11 protein-coding genes are annotated in these 16,442 nt (G+C 70.5%); 4 read left to right on the forward strand and 7 right to left on the reverse strand.

Going from position 1 to position 16,442, the window contains the following annotated elements:
* Nucleotides 1–128: 128 nt before the first annotated feature.
* Entirely contained in the window at nucleotides 129–1,520 is a 1,392-nt protein-coding gene (locus GGR24_RS16410) for an MFS transporter (RefSeq protein ID WP_183396478.1), read from the reverse strand.
* 275 nt (nucleotides 1,521–1,795) lie between these two features.
* Here GGR24_RS16410 and GGR24_RS16415 point away from each other — a divergent pair, with 275 nt between their 5' ends.
* Complete coding sequence (locus GGR24_RS16415; RefSeq protein WP_183396479.1) at nucleotides 1,796–2,716, forward strand: LysR family transcriptional regulator; 921 nt, start codon at nucleotides 1,796–1,798, stop codon at nucleotides 2,714–2,716.
* Nucleotides 2,717–2,794: 78 nt separating this feature from the next.
* Complete coding sequence (gene cytX, locus GGR24_RS16420) at nucleotides 2,795–4,078, forward strand: putative hydroxymethylpyrimidine transporter CytX (RefSeq protein WP_183396480.1); 1,284 nt, start codon at nucleotides 2,795–2,797, stop codon at nucleotides 4,076–4,078.
* A 16-nt stretch (nucleotides 4,079–4,094) separates the two neighbouring features.
* Here cytX and cysW read toward each other — a convergent pair whose 3' ends face one another.
* The gene (gene cysW / locus GGR24_RS16425) at nucleotides 4,095–4,964 is read right to left on the reverse strand and encodes a sulfate ABC transporter permease subunit CysW (RefSeq protein ID WP_183396481.1); all 870 of its coding nucleotides are present in this window, start codon (nucleotides 4,962–4,964) and stop codon (nucleotides 4,095–4,097) included.
* On the reverse strand, nucleotides 4,954–5,838 hold the full coding sequence (gene cysT / locus GGR24_RS16430; RefSeq protein WP_183396482.1) for a sulfate ABC transporter permease subunit CysT: 885 nt from the start codon (nucleotides 5,836–5,838) through the stop codon (nucleotides 4,954–4,956). The genes cysW and cysT overlap by 11 nt, the downstream gene beginning before the upstream one ends.
* Nucleotides 5,839–6,128: 290 nt before the next feature.
* On the opposite strand from cysT, the gene GGR24_RS16435 reads away from it, so the two are divergent.
* Nucleotides 6,129–7,115, forward strand: a complete 987-nt coding sequence (locus GGR24_RS16435) for an MDR/zinc-dependent alcohol dehydrogenase-like family protein (protein ID WP_246398606.1) — start codon at nucleotides 6,129–6,131, stop codon at nucleotides 7,113–7,115.
* On the forward strand, nucleotides 7,112–8,137 hold the full coding sequence (locus tag GGR24_RS16440; RefSeq protein WP_183396483.1) for a Gfo/Idh/MocA family protein: 1,026 nt from the start codon (nucleotides 7,112–7,114) through the stop codon (nucleotides 8,135–8,137). The genes GGR24_RS16435 and GGR24_RS16440 overlap by 4 nt, the downstream gene beginning before the upstream one ends.
* Here GGR24_RS16440 and GGR24_RS16445 read toward each other — a convergent pair.
* The 4 genes from GGR24_RS16445 to GGR24_RS16460 form a co-directional block, all read right to left on the reverse strand.
* Entirely contained in the window at nucleotides 8,134–10,449 is a 2,316-nt protein-coding gene (locus GGR24_RS16445) for a putative bifunctional diguanylate cyclase/phosphodiesterase (protein ID WP_183396484.1), read from the reverse strand. The two genes, GGR24_RS16440 and GGR24_RS16445, sit on opposite strands and share 4 nt — an antisense overlap.
* A gap of 120 nt (nucleotides 10,450–10,569) precedes the next feature.
* Nucleotides 10,570–11,949 (reverse strand): chromate efflux transporter, encoded by a 1,380-nt coding sequence (gene chrA, locus GGR24_RS16450; RefSeq protein ID WP_183396600.1) that lies wholly within the window; start codon nucleotides 11,947–11,949, stop codon nucleotides 10,570–10,572.
* A gap of 67 nt (nucleotides 11,950–12,016) precedes the next feature.
* Nucleotides 12,017–15,151: a multidrug efflux RND transporter permease subunit gene (locus GGR24_RS16455; protein WP_183396485.1), complete on the reverse strand. Its 3,135-nt coding sequence runs from the start codon at nucleotides 15,149–15,151 to the stop codon at nucleotides 12,017–12,019.
* Nucleotides 15,148–16,308: an efflux RND transporter periplasmic adaptor subunit gene (locus GGR24_RS16460; protein ID WP_183396486.1), complete on the reverse strand. Its 1,161-nt coding sequence runs from the start codon at nucleotides 16,306–16,308 to the stop codon at nucleotides 15,148–15,150. The genes GGR24_RS16455 and GGR24_RS16460 overlap by 4 nt, the downstream gene beginning before the upstream one ends.
* Between the last annotated feature and the right edge of the window lie 134 nt (nucleotides 16,309–16,442).

A 16,442-nucleotide genomic window follows, 5' to 3' on the forward strand; every position in this document is an offset into this window, starting at 1 on the left:
AACGATAGTTTTCGATCAGGTTTCGTCGATTAATTCGATATGGCGGGCGGGCCGCCGAAGGAGCGTGCGGCGGCCGGCGAGTCTCCTCGCCGGCCGCCGACGTCATAGTCTCCGTGGGCGAACGGAGCCTACGAGGTCGCGGAGACCGGGGTCGGCTTGACCGGCGTGGCCGCCGTGCTCGCGTCGCCCCGGGCCCAACCTTCATTCGTCGCGTAGTCGGACTGCGACCGGTCCTTGAGGAGCAAGGCGGAGATCAGGCTGATGGCCGCGATCACCGCGATGTAGACGCTGAGCGCCGTCGAGGTGCCGTAGGTGTGCAGCAGATAGGCGCAGATCAGCGGCGCCGGCCCGCCCGAGGTCAGCGACGCGAGGTGGTAGCCGATCGAGGAGCCCGAGTAGCGGACGCTCGGCGGGAAGCTCTCCGTCGTGAAGGCGGCGAGCGGCGCCCACTGCATGTCGTGGATCGGGATCGAGATCACGATCGCGAAGACCACCAGCGCAGGGATCTTGGTGTCCAGCATCCAGAAATACGGGAACGCGAAGGCGAGCATCGTCGCCGCGCCAATCACGTACATCCGCTTGCGGCCGATCTTGTCCGACGCCCAGCCGAAGAACGGATTGGCGAACAGCGAGACCACGCAGGCGACGAGAACGCAGTTGAACAGGAACTGTCGGTCGAAGCCGAGGTTCTTGGTGCCGTAGGCGAGCAGGAAGGTCGTGAAGATCACGAACGGCGCCTGCTGGCCGGTGCGGATCAGGCAGGTGAGCAGAATCTGCTTCCAGTAGCCGCGCACCGCTTCCATCACGGGCGCGCGGGCGACCTTCTTCTCGCTCTGCAGCCTCTGGAACACCGGCGTCTCGAGCACGCCCAGGCGGATGTACAGCCCGACGCCGATCAGCACCGCGCTGAACAGGAACGGAATGCGCCAGCCGACGGATTCGAACCAGGCGGAGTCGCCGAACTGCGCGGTCAGGGTGAGCGCGCCCACCGCCATCAGCATGCCGAGCGGCGAGCCGAACTGCGGCCAGCTGGCCGCCAGGCCGCGGCTCTTGTTGAACTTCGACCACTCGGTCGCGACCGCGACAGCGCCGCCCCATTCGCCGCCGACGCCGACGCCCTGCAGGACGCGCAGGAGCACGAGCCCGACCGCGCCCCAGACGCCGATCGACTCATAGGTCGGCAGCAGGCCGATGAAGACCGTGCTCACGCCCATCAGCATGAGCGTCACCACCAGCGTCGTCTTGCGGCCGATGCGGTCGCCGTAATGGCCGAAGATCAGCGCGCCGAGCGGGCGCGCCACAAAGCCGACGAACATGGTCGAGAACGACAGCAGCGTCGCCGAATACGGGTCCGTGGCCGGGAAATACAGCTTGCCGAACACCAGCGCGGCGGCGAGGCCGTAGAGATAGAAATCATACCACTCGATCATCGTGCCGACGGTCGAGGCGATCACGGCGCGCCGGGCGTGGCGCGCGGTGTCGGCGTCGCTAAGCGCCGACGCCCCCTCATGAGACGCCATCCAGTCCTCCTCACGTCCCTCCCCGGGACTATCGTGTCCACGTCGCTGACGCTTGGACGCCCCAAGGCCGCGACACCCCGTCGTCGCGGCCTTTAGTAAGCGCCCGGCGCGTCCAGGCGCCCGCATCTGGCTGCGCCAGGCGGGCGTTCTTTTCGTTGAGATCGCGAGGTCGGACCTCCCGATCCGCCCGAACCTTATGATCCGGAAAATCCGATTGAAAACGATTGTTTCCGATCGATAGACTTCGAGTTATTCGATGGCGGGACGGCTCATCCATGAATTTTCGCCAGCTTCAAACCTTCCTGGAAATCGTGCGGCTCGGCAGCTTCGCGGCCGCGGCCGGGAAACTGAACGCCACGCAGTCGACGGTCTCGGCGCGCATCCAGGAGCTCGAGCAGGACCTCAGCGTCACGCTGTTCGACCGCAGCCAGCGGAAGGCGACGCTCACCGCCAAGGGCCGGGAACTGGTGAGCTACGCCGAGCGCGCGCTCGCGCTGCAGAGCGAGATCCGCGAGCAGATCGGCCCGCGCGAGGCGCTCTCCGGCGTGGTCAGGGTGGGCGTGGCGGAGCTTGTCGCGATGACCTGGCTGCCGGCGCTCGCCGCCAGGCTGCACCGGCTCTATCCGAAGATCACGCTCGAGCTCGACATCTCGCTGACGGCGCCGCTGCGCAACCGCCTGCAGGCCGGCGAACTCGACGTGGCGCTGATCCCCGGCCGCTCCTTCGACACCAGCCTGGTGGCGCGCCCGCTCGGGGCCGTCGAATTCTGCTGGATGGCGGGGCGCGGGGTCGAACTGCCCGAGCGTCCGCTGGAAGCTTCGGACTTCAAGTCGATCCGCATTCTTTCGCTCGGCGAGAACTCGGTCCATTTCGAGACCGTGTCGGCGTGGCTTGCGGCGAGCGGCTCGACCCAGCGCCCCGATCTCTGCAACAGCATGACGGTGCTCTCGATCCTCACGGCCGCCGGCGTCGGCATCAGCCTGCTGCCGCCCTCCTGCTATGAGAAGGAGCTCGCCGAGGGCGCGCTGCGCATCCTGCCGAGCCAGCCCCAGCCGCCGCCGATCCCGTTCGCGGCGGTCTACAAGACGCGACGGCTGACCACCCTGCAGGAGCTGGTGGCCGAGACCGCCGTCGAGGTCAGCACCTTCGCCGGGGAGCCGCAGCCCGCAGGCCAGCGGCGTCGCGGCGGCGCATAGGCGCCGCCACCAGAGGGCGCGCGCGGCGGCGGCCCACGTGCTATGGGCGAACATCCCTTCTCCGGAGCGGACGCCCCCATGGCCTCGACCGACGCCGCCTATGCGCCGCTGATCCCGGTTCCGGCGGAACGGCGCGTGTTCGCCGCGCGGGACTCGTTCGCGCTGTGGTTCTCGCTCGGGCTCGGCCTGCTCGTCCTGCAGGCGGGCTCGCTGCTGGTCCCGGCGCTCAGCCTGGGCCAGGCGTTCGCGGCCATCGTCTGCGGCAGCGTGCTCGGGGTGCTGCCGCTCGCGCTCGCAGGCATGATCGGCGCCGAGAGCGGCCTCTCCGCGATGGCGACGCTGCGGCCCTCGCTCGGGATCAGGGGCGCGGCGCTCCCGGCCGTCCTCAACGTCATCCAGCTGGTCGGCTGGGGCTCGTTCGAGATCATCGTCATGGCGGACGCCGCCGATACGCTGACCACGGACCTGACAGGAGTCTCGTCGCCCGTCATGTGGACGCTGCTGTTCGGCGGGCTGGCGACCGCGATCGCCGCCGGCGGCCCGGTGTCCTTCGTGCGCCGCTTCCTGCGCGAATGGGGCCTTTACCTGATCCTCGCCGCTTCGGCCTGGCTCACCTACGCGCTGCTCGCCCGGCAGGATCTCGCCGCGCTGTTCGCGCGGCCCGGCCAGGGCGGCATGGGGTTCGGCGCCGCGGTCGACCTGGTGGCGGCGATGCCGCTCTCCTGGCTCCCGGTGATCGCGGACTACGGCCGCTTCAGCCGCACGCCCGGCGGGGCCTTCCGGGGCTCCGCGCTCGGCTATTTCCTCGGCAATGTCTGGTTCTACGGGCTCGGCGCGACCTATGCGCTGAGCTCCGGCGGCGAGGCGTCGATCGCCGGCACGCTCGCGCTCGCCGGCGGCGGCTTCGCGCTGCTTCTGATCCTGCTGGACGAGACCGACAACGCCTTCGCGGCGGTCCACTCCGCCGCGGTCTCGACCGGCACGCTGACGCGCGCCCCCGTCCGCCGGCTGGCGCTCGGCTTCGGCGCGCTCTGCACGCTGATCGCGCTGACGCTCCCCCTCACCGAGTATGAGGGCTTCCTGCTGCTGATCGGCTCGGTGTTCGCGCCGCTGTTCGGGGTCGCGCTGGCCGACCACTTCATCGTCCGCCGGCGCCGGATCGAGGTCGCCGAAATCGACCGCCGGGGCGGCGCCTACTGGTTCTCCGGCGGCGTGCGCGGCGCGGGGCTCGTCGCCTGGCTCGCCGGCGTCGCGATCTATCACGGCGTCGGCCACCTGCTGCCTGGCCTCGGCGCCACGCTGCCCGCCATGGCGGGCTCGGCCGTTCTGTTCCTGATCGCGGCGCGGGCGGGACGAGGCTGACGCCGCGGCGCCGCCCTCAGTGGCGGCGGCCCGACGCCAGCTCATCCCCGTACCGCCATTCAAGCGCGGACTTCACGCCGAGCGTCACCAGACCGAGGCACGCGAGCAGCGACGCCACCGCGAAGGCGGCGATGAAGTTGTAGTCGTTGTAGAGGATCTCGACCTGCAGCGGGACCGTGTTGGTCAGGCCGCGCAGATGGCCGGAGACCACCGAGACCGCGCCGAACTCGCCCATCGCGCGCGCGTTGCAGAGCAGCACGCCGTAGAGCAGCGCCCAGCGCACGTTCGGCAGCGTCACGCTCCAGAAGGTGCGCCAGCCGCCGGCGCCGAGCGACAGCGCCGCCTCCTCCTCCGCGACGCCCTGCTCCTGCATCAGCGGAATGAGCTCGCGCGCCACGAACGGGAAGGTGACGAAGATCGTCGCCAGCACGATCCCCGGAACCGCGAAGATGATCTGGATTCCGTACGACTGCAGGTAATGGCCGAAATAGCCCTGCGCGCCGAACAGCAGCACGTAGCACATGCCCGAGACGACCGGAGACACCGAGAACGGCAGGTCGATCAGCGTGACGAGCAGGCTCTTGCCGCGGAACTCGAACTTCGCCACCGCCCACGAGGCCGCAAGGCCGAAGACGAGGTTCGCCGGAACCGCGATGGCCGCGACCAGGATGGTCAGGTGGATCGCCGACCAGGTGTCGGGATCGTCGAACGCCGCGAGATAGGCAGAGACCCCGCCCCGCAGCGCCTCGTGGAACACCGCCACGAGCGGCAGCGCCAGGAAGAACGCCAGGAAGCCCAGCGCGAGCGCGATCGCGGCCAGCCGGACCGCGCGCGGCTCGGTCGTCGGGTGGGGCGGCGCCGCGAGCGCGGCCTGATCAGCGGCCATGGCCGAGCCTCCGCCGGGACCAGGCCTCGATCAGATTGACGAGCAGCAGGATCGCGAAGGACAGGGCGAGCATGGCGGTCGCGATCGCGGTCGCGCCCGCATAGTCGAACTCCTCGAGCCGCATGACGATCAAGAGCGGCGCGATCTCGGAGACGTAGGGGATGTTGCCGGCGATGAAGATCACCGAGCCGTACTCCCCGACCGCGCGGGCGAAGGCGAGCGCGAAACCGGTCAGCAGCGCCGGACCGAGGATCGGCAGCACCACGCTGAAAACCGTCCGGGCGCGGCCGGCGCCAAGCGTCGCGGCCGCCTCCTCGAGCGCCTGGTCCACGTCGGCCAGCACCGGCTGCACCGTCCGCACCACGAAGGGCAGCCCGATGAACACCAGCGCCACGAACACGCCGAGCGGCGTGTAGGCGATCTTGAAGGGCACGAGCGCGCCGACCCAGCCGTTCGGCGCGTAGATCGCCGACAGCGCGATCCCGGCGACCGCGGTCGGCAGCGCGAAAGGCAGGTCGACCGCGGCGTCGACCAGGCGGCGGCCCGGAAAGTCGTAGCGCGTCAGCACCCATGCCAGCAGCAGGCCGAACACGGCGTTGAGAGCCGCCGCCGCAAGCGACAGCCCGAAGCTCAGCTTGAGCGCGGCGAGCGTGCGCGGCTCGGTCGCGATCGCCAGCAGCCGGGCGGGGCCGAGCGAGCCGGCCCACAGCACGACCGCGCCGAGCGGAATCAGGATGATCAGCCCGAGATAGAGCCAGGTGAAGCCATAGGCGAGGCCGAAGCCCGGCAGCGCGCTCGGCGCCCGGAACGGACGCCGCGGGGCCCGCGTCGCCACGCGCGAAACCGCGGTTCCGCCGAACTCGCTTGAAGCCATGACGCTCATAGAGCGGCGGCCGGTTTCGACCACTCACGGGCGAGAACGCCTGACGAAGGCTGGGCGAGGCGGGGCATGGCGGCGGCTCCGATGGACCATCCGGAGAGCGCCACGCCGGCACCACAATGTCAATAATCTACATAGAATTTGTATTTTGATGGCGTCGACCTCTGTCGCCAGCTTTCCCGCGGGGTTGCGCGCTTGCGGGATGTCTTTTCTGGTCCGCGCCCCAAAACCGCATGCGAGGCGCGGCCGAGGTCCTTCGGCGGGGCGGCGAACAGCGAGGGCGCATGACCGGGCGAGCGACTGCGGACGGCGCGATGCGGGCGGCGGTTCTGACCGGCCCGGGGCGGATCAGGATCGAGCAGGTCCCAAGGCCTGCGCCCGCCCCCGGACAGGTCCGCATCCGCCTCGAAGGCTGCGGGGTCTGCGCCTCGAACCTGACGCCGTGGTCCGGTCCGGACTGGATGAGCTTCCCGACCAGGCCCGGCGACCTCGGCCATGAAGGCTGGGGCGTGATCGACGCCCTGGGCGACGGCGTCGAGGGGCTAGCGATCGGCCAGCGCGTCGCCGCCCTGTCCTACCGCAGCTATGCCGAATACGACCTCGCGGAGGCCGACGCGGTGTTGCCCCTGCCGGAGCAGCTCAGCGGGCAGCCCTTGCCGGGCGAGCCGCTCGGCTGCGCGATGAACATCTTCCGCCGCAGCGAGATCAGCGAGGGGCAGACCGTCGCGATCATCGGCGTCGGCTTTCTGGGCGCGATCCTGACCCGGCTCGCGAGCGACGCCGGCGCGCGCGTCATCGCGATCTCGCGGCGGCCGTTCTCGCTGGAGGTCGCCCGCCGCATGGGCGCGGCCGAGACGATCGTGATGGACGACCACACCGCGATCATCGAGCGCGTCAAGGAGCTCACCGGCGGCGCGTTCTGCGAGCGCGTCATCGAGGCGGTGGGCTATCAGTGGCCGCTCGATCTCGCCGCCGAGCTTACCCGCGAGCGGGGCCGGCTGATCGTCGCCGGCTACCACCAGGACGGCCCGCGACAGGTCAACATGTGGCTGTGGAACTGGCGCGGTCTGGACGTGATCAACGCGCATGAGCGCGACCCGAAGGTCTACATGGCGGGCATCCGCGAGGCCGTGGACGCGCTCGCCTCGGGGCGGCTGGACCCGCGCTCGCTCTACACCCACAGCTATCCGCTCGAGCGGCTGGACGACGCGCTGAACGCCACCCGCGACCGCCCCGACGGCTTCCTCAAGGCTCTGGTGACCTTCGCATGACGCTTGCCGTCCCGGACCATGAGGCGCGCGCCGTCGCGAAACGGCCTCGGCTGGGCTTCCTCGGCGTCGGCTGGATCGGGCTCGACCGGATGAAGGCGATCCTGGGCGCCGGCGCGGCCGAGGTCGCGGCGATCTGCGACCCCTCGCCCGAAATGGCGGCCCGAGCGGCCGAGGTCGCGCCCGGCGCGGCGTTCGCGGCGGATCTCGACGCGCTGCTCGATCAGGATCTCGACGGCGTGGTGATCGCCAGCCCGAGCTCGCTGCACGCCGGTCAGTCGATCCGGGCGCTGGAGCGCGGCGCGGCCGTGTTCTGCCAGAAGCCGCTGGGCAGAACCGCCGGCGAGGTGCGGGCGGTGGTCGACGCCGCGCGGGCCGCCGACCGGCTGCTGGCCGTCGACCTGTCCTACCGCTTCACCCATGGCATGCGGCGCATCCGCGAGCTTGCCCAGGCCGGCGAGCTTGGCCGCGTGTTCGCGGTCGACCTCGTGTTCCACAACGCCTACGGGCCGGACAAGCCGTGGTTCTACGACCCCGCCCAGTCCGGCGGCGGCTGCGTCATGGATCTCGGCGTGCACCTCGTCGACCTGGCGCTGTGGACGCTCGGCTTCCCCGCGGCCACGAACGTCTCGGCGCGGCTGTTCGCGGGCGGCGAGCGCCTCGCGGGCCATCCGGACCGGGTGGAGGATTTCGCCGAGGCCACCGTCGAGCTCGGCTGCGGCACGACCGTGCGGCTCGCCTGCTCGTGGCGGCTCAACGCCGGCCAGGATGCGGTGATCTCGGCCGCCTTCTATGGGACCGAGGGCGGCGCGGAGCTGCGGAACGTCGACGGATCGTTCTACGATTTCGTCACGGAGCGCTATCGGGGCACCGCCCGCGAAGCGGTCCATCCGCTCGAGAACGACTGGGGCGGCAAGGCGGCGGCCGACTGGTCGCGCCGGCTCGCAGCCGGCGAGGGTTTCTCGCCCGAAATCGAGCGCATGAGCGACGTGGCGGAGATCCTCGACCGGATCTACGAACGCTAGGCGCCCGCCGCCGAGGGCGGAACGCCGCCGGAACGCACCAGCGCGATCGGCGGCGCGCCTTCGGAGCCCGGGAAGCGCCAGGTGGCGAGGAACGGCAGCACCTCGTCGGCCGCCATCGGGGCCGCGAACAAATAGCCCTGCGCCTTGCTGCAGCCCTGCCGCTGCAGGGTCTCGAGCTGCTCGAAGGTCTCCACCCCCTCGGCCGTGACCTTCATGCCGAGGCGGCCGCCGAGCGTCAGCACGGTCTGGACGATGACCTCGGATTCCACCGAGCGATGCATGTCCCGCACGAAGGACTGGTCGATCTTGATCAGGTCGAACGGGAAGCTGCGCAGATAGCTCAGCGACGCGTAGCCCGTGCCGAAATCGTCGAGCGCCACGCCGACGCCGAGGTCCCGCAGGTTGCGCAGCGTCATGCCGGCGTGGGTCTGCTCGAGCTGGACCGACTCGGTGATCTCCAGGATCAGCCGCCGCGGCGGCAGGTCGGCGGCGTGCAGCGCCGCATAGGTCTGGGCGAAGACGTCCTGGGTGCGAAGCTGCACGGGCGAGAGGTTGACCGACACCCTGACCCCCTCGGGCCATGTCGCCGCCTGCCGGCAGGCCTCCTCCAGCACCCATTGGCCGAGCCGGCCGATCATGCCGCTTTCCTCGGCGAGCGGAATGAACTCGGAGGGCGGCACGAAGCCCCGGCGCTCGTCCTTCCAGCGCAGCAGCGCCTCGAAGCTGACGACCTTGCGGGTCTCCAGATTGACGATCGGCTGGAAGTAGACCGAGAGCCGCTGCTCGTCGATCGCGCGCCTGAGATCGCTCAGCAGGGACAGGCGCTGCTTGCGCTCGGCCCCGATGTCGTCCGTGTAGGCCCGGATCGCGGTCCGGCCCGCCTCCTTGGCGCGCGAAAGCGCAAGGTCGGCGTGAGCGAGGAGGTCGGCGGCGCTTTCGGCGTCGCGGCCCGCGATCGCCGTCCCGATGCTGCAGGAGATGCGGATCTCCCCGTCGACGAGGCGAACCTGGCGGGACAGGCGGTCGAGCACGTTCTCGGCGAGCGTCGGAACCTCGAGCCCGCTGCCCTGGTCGGGATGGATGATCGCGAACTCGTCGCCCCCGAGCCGCGCGAGGAAATCGCCGGGGCCGATCGCGTTCTGGAGGCGGCCGGCCACGGCGCGCAGCGTCTGGTCGCCGGCGGCATGGCCGAGCGCGTCGTTGATCTCCCGGAAATGGTCGAGGTCGATGAGCAGCAGCGCGAAGTCCTGGCGCGTCTCCTTCCGGGTCGCGAGCAGATGGTCGAGGCGCTCGCGGAAATAGGTCCGGTTCGGCAGCCCCGTCAGCACGTCGTGGCGCGCCGCCGCCTGCTCGGCCATGAAGGCCTTGTCGCTGGCGCGCAGCTGGCGGACGCCGAGCAGGCCTGCGGCCGCGATCGTCAGGTTGAGCACCAGGGCCAGCGCCCCGATGGCGCCGGCTTCCCGCCGCCAGCCGCCCAGCGCCGCGTCGCCGGAAATGCTCGCGATCACGGCAAGCGGGTATCCGGCGACCGGGGCGGTCGCGGTGATGACCTCGCGCTGATCCGCCTCGCCCGCTTTGGACGAAAGGATCGTGGCGGGCTCGAGCCGGCGCGCCTCCTCTTCGGTGGCCTCGCGAGGCGACCGGCGCACAAGCGTGACGCCGTCGTTCCGCACCAGATCGATCGCGCTGGTGCCCGGAAGGGCGACCGCGGCGAAGTTCCGCTCCAGCTTCTCGACCAGCACCATCCCGAGGACGAGTCCCAGGAAGCCGCCGTCGCGAGCCGAGAGACGCTTCGCGTAATAGATCGTCCGGGCCCCGTTGCCCCTGCTGCGCACCGGCGCGCTCCAATAGGCCGCGGGCGCCCCGAGGGCGGACAGCGCGCGGAAGTAGTCGCGGTCCGTGATGTTGACCTCAGGCGCCGGCCAGGCCCGCGAGGAGCTCAGGAGGCGGCCCCGGTCGTCGATGATCGCCATCGCGTCGAGCATGTCGAGCGACTGGGTGAACCCGACGAGACGCTCGTGCGCCTCCCGCGTGGCGCCGAACCGCCGCAGATCGTCGGGGGTTCGGACCTGCTCGATCTCCAGGCGCTCGATCAGCCGGTTCTGGACGACGTCGATGCCCTGGAACACCTGTTCCGTCTGGGAGGCCAGCAGGGTCGAGACGTTGCGCAGCCCGTCCTTGTGAGTGGCGATGACCTCCCCGTGCCGCCACGTCAGCAGCGCGACGGCCGCAAGCGTCACGCTCGCGGCCATAAGCACCCCGAGAGCGGCGATCAGCTTGGAGCGGCCTGAGCCTTTGGACGTAGCGCGCATAGACCTCCTGCACCCAGACGATTGCGCCCGAAGCGTTCAGTTCAAGGCGCCGCGGTACGGAATACGACTATTGTTGCTGCAAGATTAAACGCTGACGCGACCCCCCGTTCTCCCCGCTATTCAGGCTCCTCCGGGCGCGAAAAGCAGCCCAAGTAGCGCGCATGCAATGAGCGTCGGCGCCATTCCGAGTTTGAATCGAAGCATAGCCACCATGGCGGCCGCCGCCAACGCGGCCGCGCGCCAGTCGATCGAGGCGAGCGCCGGCAGATCGGGACCGATTCCGTGGACCGTCATCGGCGTGACCTCGCGGAACACGACATGGAGCGCGAACCACACCGCGAGGTTCAGGATCACGCCCACCACGGCCGCCGTCACGGCGGAGAGCGCGGCGGCCACGCGGAGGTTGGCCCGCAGCGCTTCGACGTAGGGCGCGCCGAGGAAAATCCACAGGAAGCACGGCGCGAAGGTGGCCCACAGCGCGAGCAGCGACCCGAGGCCGCCGGCCACGAGCGGATCGAGCGCGCCCGGAGCCCGATGCGCCGCGATGAAGCCCACGAACTGCAGCACCAGGATGAGCGGCCCCGGCGTCGTCTCGGCGAGGCCGAGCCCATCGGCCATCTCGCCCGGCGCGAGCCAGCCATAGGCCTCGACCGCCGCCTGCGCCACATAGGCGAGCGCCGCATAGGCGCCGCCGAACGTGACCACCGCCATGACGCTGAACAGGCCGCCGATCTGGGTCCAGACGCTGTGCGGCCCCGTGATGAGCAGCAGCGCCGCCACCGGCCCGAGCCAGATCGGCAGCCACACGGCCAGCACCCCGAGCGAACGCCCGAGCGTCGGCTCCGCATGCGCGAGCAGGCCGCGCTCGAACATCTGGTCCACCACGGCCGCCGAGGACGCGGCTTCCGCCTCCGGACCGTTTCGGCCGGCGCCGAACAGCCCGGGCGCCCGGCGCGCGCCGATCCAGCCGACGAGCGCCGCAAGCAGGACGATGAGCGGGAACGGCAGGCGAAGGACGTAGATGCCGAGGAAGGAGGCCGCCGCGATCGCGACCATCGCCCGGTTGCGCAGCGCCCGGCGGCCGATCCTCAGCACCGCCTCCACCACGATCGCAAGCACCGCGGCCTTCACGCCGAAGAACGCCGCCTCGACGAGCGGCGCGTCGTGATAGGCCGCGTAGGTCGCGCTCAGCGCCAGCATCACAAGGGCGCCGGGCAGCACGAACAGCAGTCCGGCGACCAGCCCGCCGGCGGTGCGATGCAGAAGCCAGCCGACATAGATGGCGAGCTGCTGCGCCTCCGGCCCCGGCAGCAGCATGCAGTAATTGAGCGCGTGCAGGAAACGCTGCTCGCCGATCCAGCGGCGGCGCTCGACCAGCTCCCTGTGCATCAGGGCGATCTGGCCGGCCGGGCCGCCGAAGCTGAGGACGCCGATCATCGCCCAGACGCGCGCGGCTTCGGCGAATGTCGGCGCGGAGGGCGGGTCGGGGAAGCGGTCCATCCGGCGGGAAGCTGCCACAAAATCCGCCCGGCGCAATGGGAGCCGGAACGGGCGGCGCCGGGCCGCCCTACTCGGCCGGCGCGGCCGCGGGAGACGCGCGCCCTTCTCGGCCGCGGTTGAGCCGCAGCGCCAGCCGGTCGAGATAGAGGTAGATGACCGGCGTGGTGAAGAGCGTCAGCAGCTGGCTGACCAGCAGCCCGCCGACCATCGCGTAGCCGAGCGGCTGGCGGAGCTCGGAGCCGACGCCGGCTCCGAGCATCAGCGGCACGCCGCCCAGCATCGCCGCCATGGTGGTCATCAGGATCGGCCGGAAGCGCAGCATGCAGGCCTTGCGGATCGCCTGCTCGGGCGCGAGCCCCTCGTCGCGCTCGGCCGCGATCGCGAAGTCGACCATCATGATGCCGTTCTTCTTCACGATGCCGATCAGCAGCACGAGCCCGATCAGCGCGATCAGGCTGAAGTCGAAGCCGGCGAGATAGAGCACGCCGAGCGCCCCGACCCCGGCCGACGGCAGGGTCGAGAGGATCGTCAGCGGATGGACGTAGCTCTCATAGAGCACGCCCAGGATGATGTAGACGGCGACCAGCGCGGCCAGGATCAGCAGCGGCACCGTCTTGATCGAGTCCTGGAAGGCCTGCGCCGTGCCGGCGAAGGAGCCGACCAGCGAGGCTGGCGCGCCGAGATCGCGCATCGTCTGCTCGACGGCGGCCGTGGCCTCTCCCAGCGACGCCCCTTCGGCGAGGTTGAACGAGAAGGTGACGGCCGGGAACTGGCCCTGATGGTTGATGGTCAGCGGCGAGGTCTTGTCCAGCCGCCAGCGCGCCAGCGCCGCCAGCGGCACCTGCTCGCCGCTGTTGGGCGAGCGCACATAGAGCCGGTTCAGGGTCTCGACGTCGCCGCGCTGCGTGGACGGCGCCTCGAGGATCACCTTGTAGCTGTTCAGCTGCGTGAAGAACTGCGCCACCTGGCGCTGGCCGAAGGCGTCGTAGAGCGTGTCCTGGATCGCCTGCGGCTGGATGCCGTAGCGCGAAGCCTGGTTGCGGTCGATCTCGAGCGTGAGCGTCGCGCCTGAATCCTGCTGGTCGCTCGCCACGTCGCGCAGCTGCGGCAGCTTCCTGAGCGCCTCCAGGATCTTCGGCGCGTATTCGTCGAGAACCTCCAGATCGGCGTCCTGGACCGCGTACTGGAACTGGGTCCGGCTGCGGCGGCCGCCGAGGCGCACGTCCTGCGCGGACTGCAGCAGCATGGTCGCGCCCTCGACCTCGGCGAGCTTCGGACGCAGCCGCGCGATGATCTCCGCGGCGGAGGCGTCGCGCTCCTCGAGCGGCTTCAGGGTGATGAAGCTGCGGCCGGCGTTCGGCGCGGAGGCCCCGCCCCCGGCGCCGATCAGGCTGCCGACGGTGCTGACCGCCGGATCGCTCAGCAGCACGGCGTCGATCGCCTCCTGGCGACGCGACATCTCTGCGAAGGACACGTCCTGGGCGGCCTCGCTCGCGCCGGTGATCAGGCCGGTGTCCTGCTGCGGAAAGAAGCCCTTGGGGATGACGACGAACAACGCGACCGCGAGCCCGACCGTCGCGATGAACACCAGCAGCGTCGCGAACTGGTGGCGCAGCACGACGTCGAGCCCGCGGCCGTAGCCGCGCAGCATCGCGTCGAAGCCGCGCTCGATCAGCGCATAGGCGCGCCCGTGCCGCGCCTCCTTCTCGTTCTTCAGGAAACGGGCCGCCATCATCGGCGTGAGCGTCAGCGACACCACCATCGACACCACGATGGTGATCGCGACCGTCATGGCGAACTCGCGGAACAGCCGGCCGACGATGCCGCCCATCAGCAGCAGCGGGATGAAGGCCGCGATCAGCGACACGCTGATCGAGACGATGGTGAAGCCGATCTCGCCCGCGCCCTTCAGCGCCGCCTCGAACGGCCGCATCCCGTCCTCGACATGGCGAGCGATGTTCTCGATCACGACGATCGCGTCGTCGACCACGAAGCCGACCGCGATCACCAGCGCCATCAGCGACAGGTTGTTCAGGCTGTAGCCGAACAGATACATCACCGCGCAGGCGCCGAGCAGCGAGATCGGCACCGCGAGCGCGGAGATGGTGGTCGCCCACACGCTCCGCAGGAAGACGAAGATCACCGCGACCACGAGCGCGATGGTGATCAGCAGCGTGAGCTCGACCTCGTGCAGCGAGGCCCGGATGGTCGTCGTCCGGTCGCTCATGATCTCGACCTTGAGCGCCGGCGGCAGCCCCGCGGTCAGGCGCGGCAGTTCGGCCTTCACGGCGTCCACGGTGTCGACGACGTTCGCGCCCGGCTGCTTGCGGATCACCAGGAACAGGCCGCGCTTGCCGTTGACCCAGGCGGCCTGGAAGCGGTCCTCCGGGCCCTCGATCGCATGTCCGACGTCGCGCACGCGGATCGGCGCGCCGTCGCGATAGGCGAGGATGACGTCGTTCCACTTGGCGGCTTCGGTCAGCTGCCCGTCGGAATAGATCGTGAAGGCGCGGCGCTCGCCGTCCAGCGTGCCGTTGGGGCTGTCGCTCGTGACCGTCGCCATCACGCCGCGGATCTCTTCGAGCGTGAGGTTCTTGGCCGCAATCTTCTGCGGATCGATCTGCACCCGGATCGACGGCGTCTGCTCGCCCGCGATGGTGACCTGTCCAACGCCCGCGATCTGGCTGATCTGCTGGGCGATCCTGGTGTCGGCGAGGTCGTTCGCCTCGGTCAGCGGCATCGTGTCGGAGCGCACCGAGAGCAGCAGGATCGGGCTGTCGGCCGGATTGGTCTTGCGGTAGCTCGGCGGCGACGGAAGGTTGGGCGGCAGCTGGCCGCCGGCCGCGTTGATGGCGGCCTGAACGTCCTGCGCGGCGGCGTCGATGTTGCGGTCGAGGTCGAACTCGACGGTGATCGAGGTCGCGCCGATCGCGCTGACCGAGGTCAGCTCGGTCACGCCCGGGATCTGCGCGAACTGGCGCTCCAGCGGCTGCGCGACCGAGGACGCCATGGTCTCGGGGCTCGCGCCCGGCAGATTGGCGTTGACCTGGATGGTCGGGAAATCGACCTGCGGCAGCGGCGCGACCGGCAGCAGCGGGAAGGCCGCGAGGCCCGCCAGCAGCGCGGCCGCCATCAGCAGCGAGGTCGCGACGGGCCTGCGGATGAATGGGCCCGAGACCCCGCCTGAGCCGCCGCCGATCATGGCGCCGCGCTCACGCTCCCGGTCTCCTGGGGGAGCGCGGCTTCAGAGATCTCCAGCCGCGCTCCGGACTGGACGCGCGAGGCGCCCGCCGTCACGACCCGGTCGCCGGCGTCGAGGCCCTTGGCGACCACCACAAGATCCTGCGCCTGTCGCGCGACCGTCACGCCGCGACGCTCCGCGGTCTGGTCCGGCGTCATCACGAAGGCGAAATATCCGCCCGGCCCGCGCTGCAGGGCGTCCTCCGGAACCGTCACCACGTCTCGCAACGTGTCGATCCGGACGCGCACGGTGACTGACTGGCCGGGCCACAGGGCGCGGTCGGCGTTGGCGAAGGTCGCCTTCGCCTTGAAGGTGCCGGTGGCCTGGTCGATCTGGCTGTTCAGCACGGTGAGCTCGCCCTGCGCGAGTTCGCGCCCGTCGGGAGAGACCGCGGTCGCCGGGACAGGCCCCCGCTTCTCCGCCGCGGCGACTTCGGCGAAGTCCCGCTCCGGAAGGGTGAAGACCGCCGTGATCGGCTCGATCTGCGACAGCGTCACGATCCCGGCCGCGTCGCTGGCCCGCACCAGATTGCCCTGGTCGACGAGCCGGAAGCCGGCGCGGCCGGTCATCGGCGCGCGGATGGTGGTGTAGTCGAGCTGGACCTTGGCGCTCTCGACGGCCGCCTCGTCGCCCATGACCGCCGCCTCGAGCTGCGCCACCGTCGCCTTCTGCGCGTCGAGCTGCTGGCGGGAGGCGTAATTGTTCTGCGCCAGCTGGGCGTAGCGCGCGAGATCCCGCCGCGCGTTGGCGAGCTGGGCCTCGTCCTGCGCCTTCCGCGCCTTGGCCTGATCGAGGGCCGCCTGGTAGGGGCGCGGATCGATCTGCGCGAGCAGATCGCCCTCCTTCACCGTCTGGCCCTCCTCGAAGCCGATCCGCATGATCTGGCCGTCGACGCGGCTCGTGACGGTGACGACGTTGAGCGGCTGCACGGTGCCGAGCCCCGACAGCCAGATCGGGACGTCGGCCCGGCGGGCCGAAGCCACCTGCACCGGGATCGACGGCGTCGAGGCCTGTTGTTGAGGGACCGCCGCGTCGGCGCCCCAGTGCGCTCGCCAAGCAACCGCGCCGCCGGCTGCGATCAGCGCGAGAGTCAGGATGAGGTAGGCCGGGCGCGCCATCGAGTTCCTTGGATCCGCCTTTAGGGACGCGGCCTCCCATGGACGCGCTTGGCGCGCGGGCGGAGCTCCGCGCCCTTCCCGACACGCGTCGCCGCGGTCGGCCCTGCGGGAGGCCGGCGAATGATTGTCCCCCC

Source organism: Hansschlegelia beijingensis (assembly GCF_014196425.1).
In the GTDB taxonomy this organism is placed as follows: domain Bacteria; phylum Pseudomonadota; class Alphaproteobacteria; order Rhizobiales; family Methylopilaceae; genus Methylopila; species Methylopila beijingensis.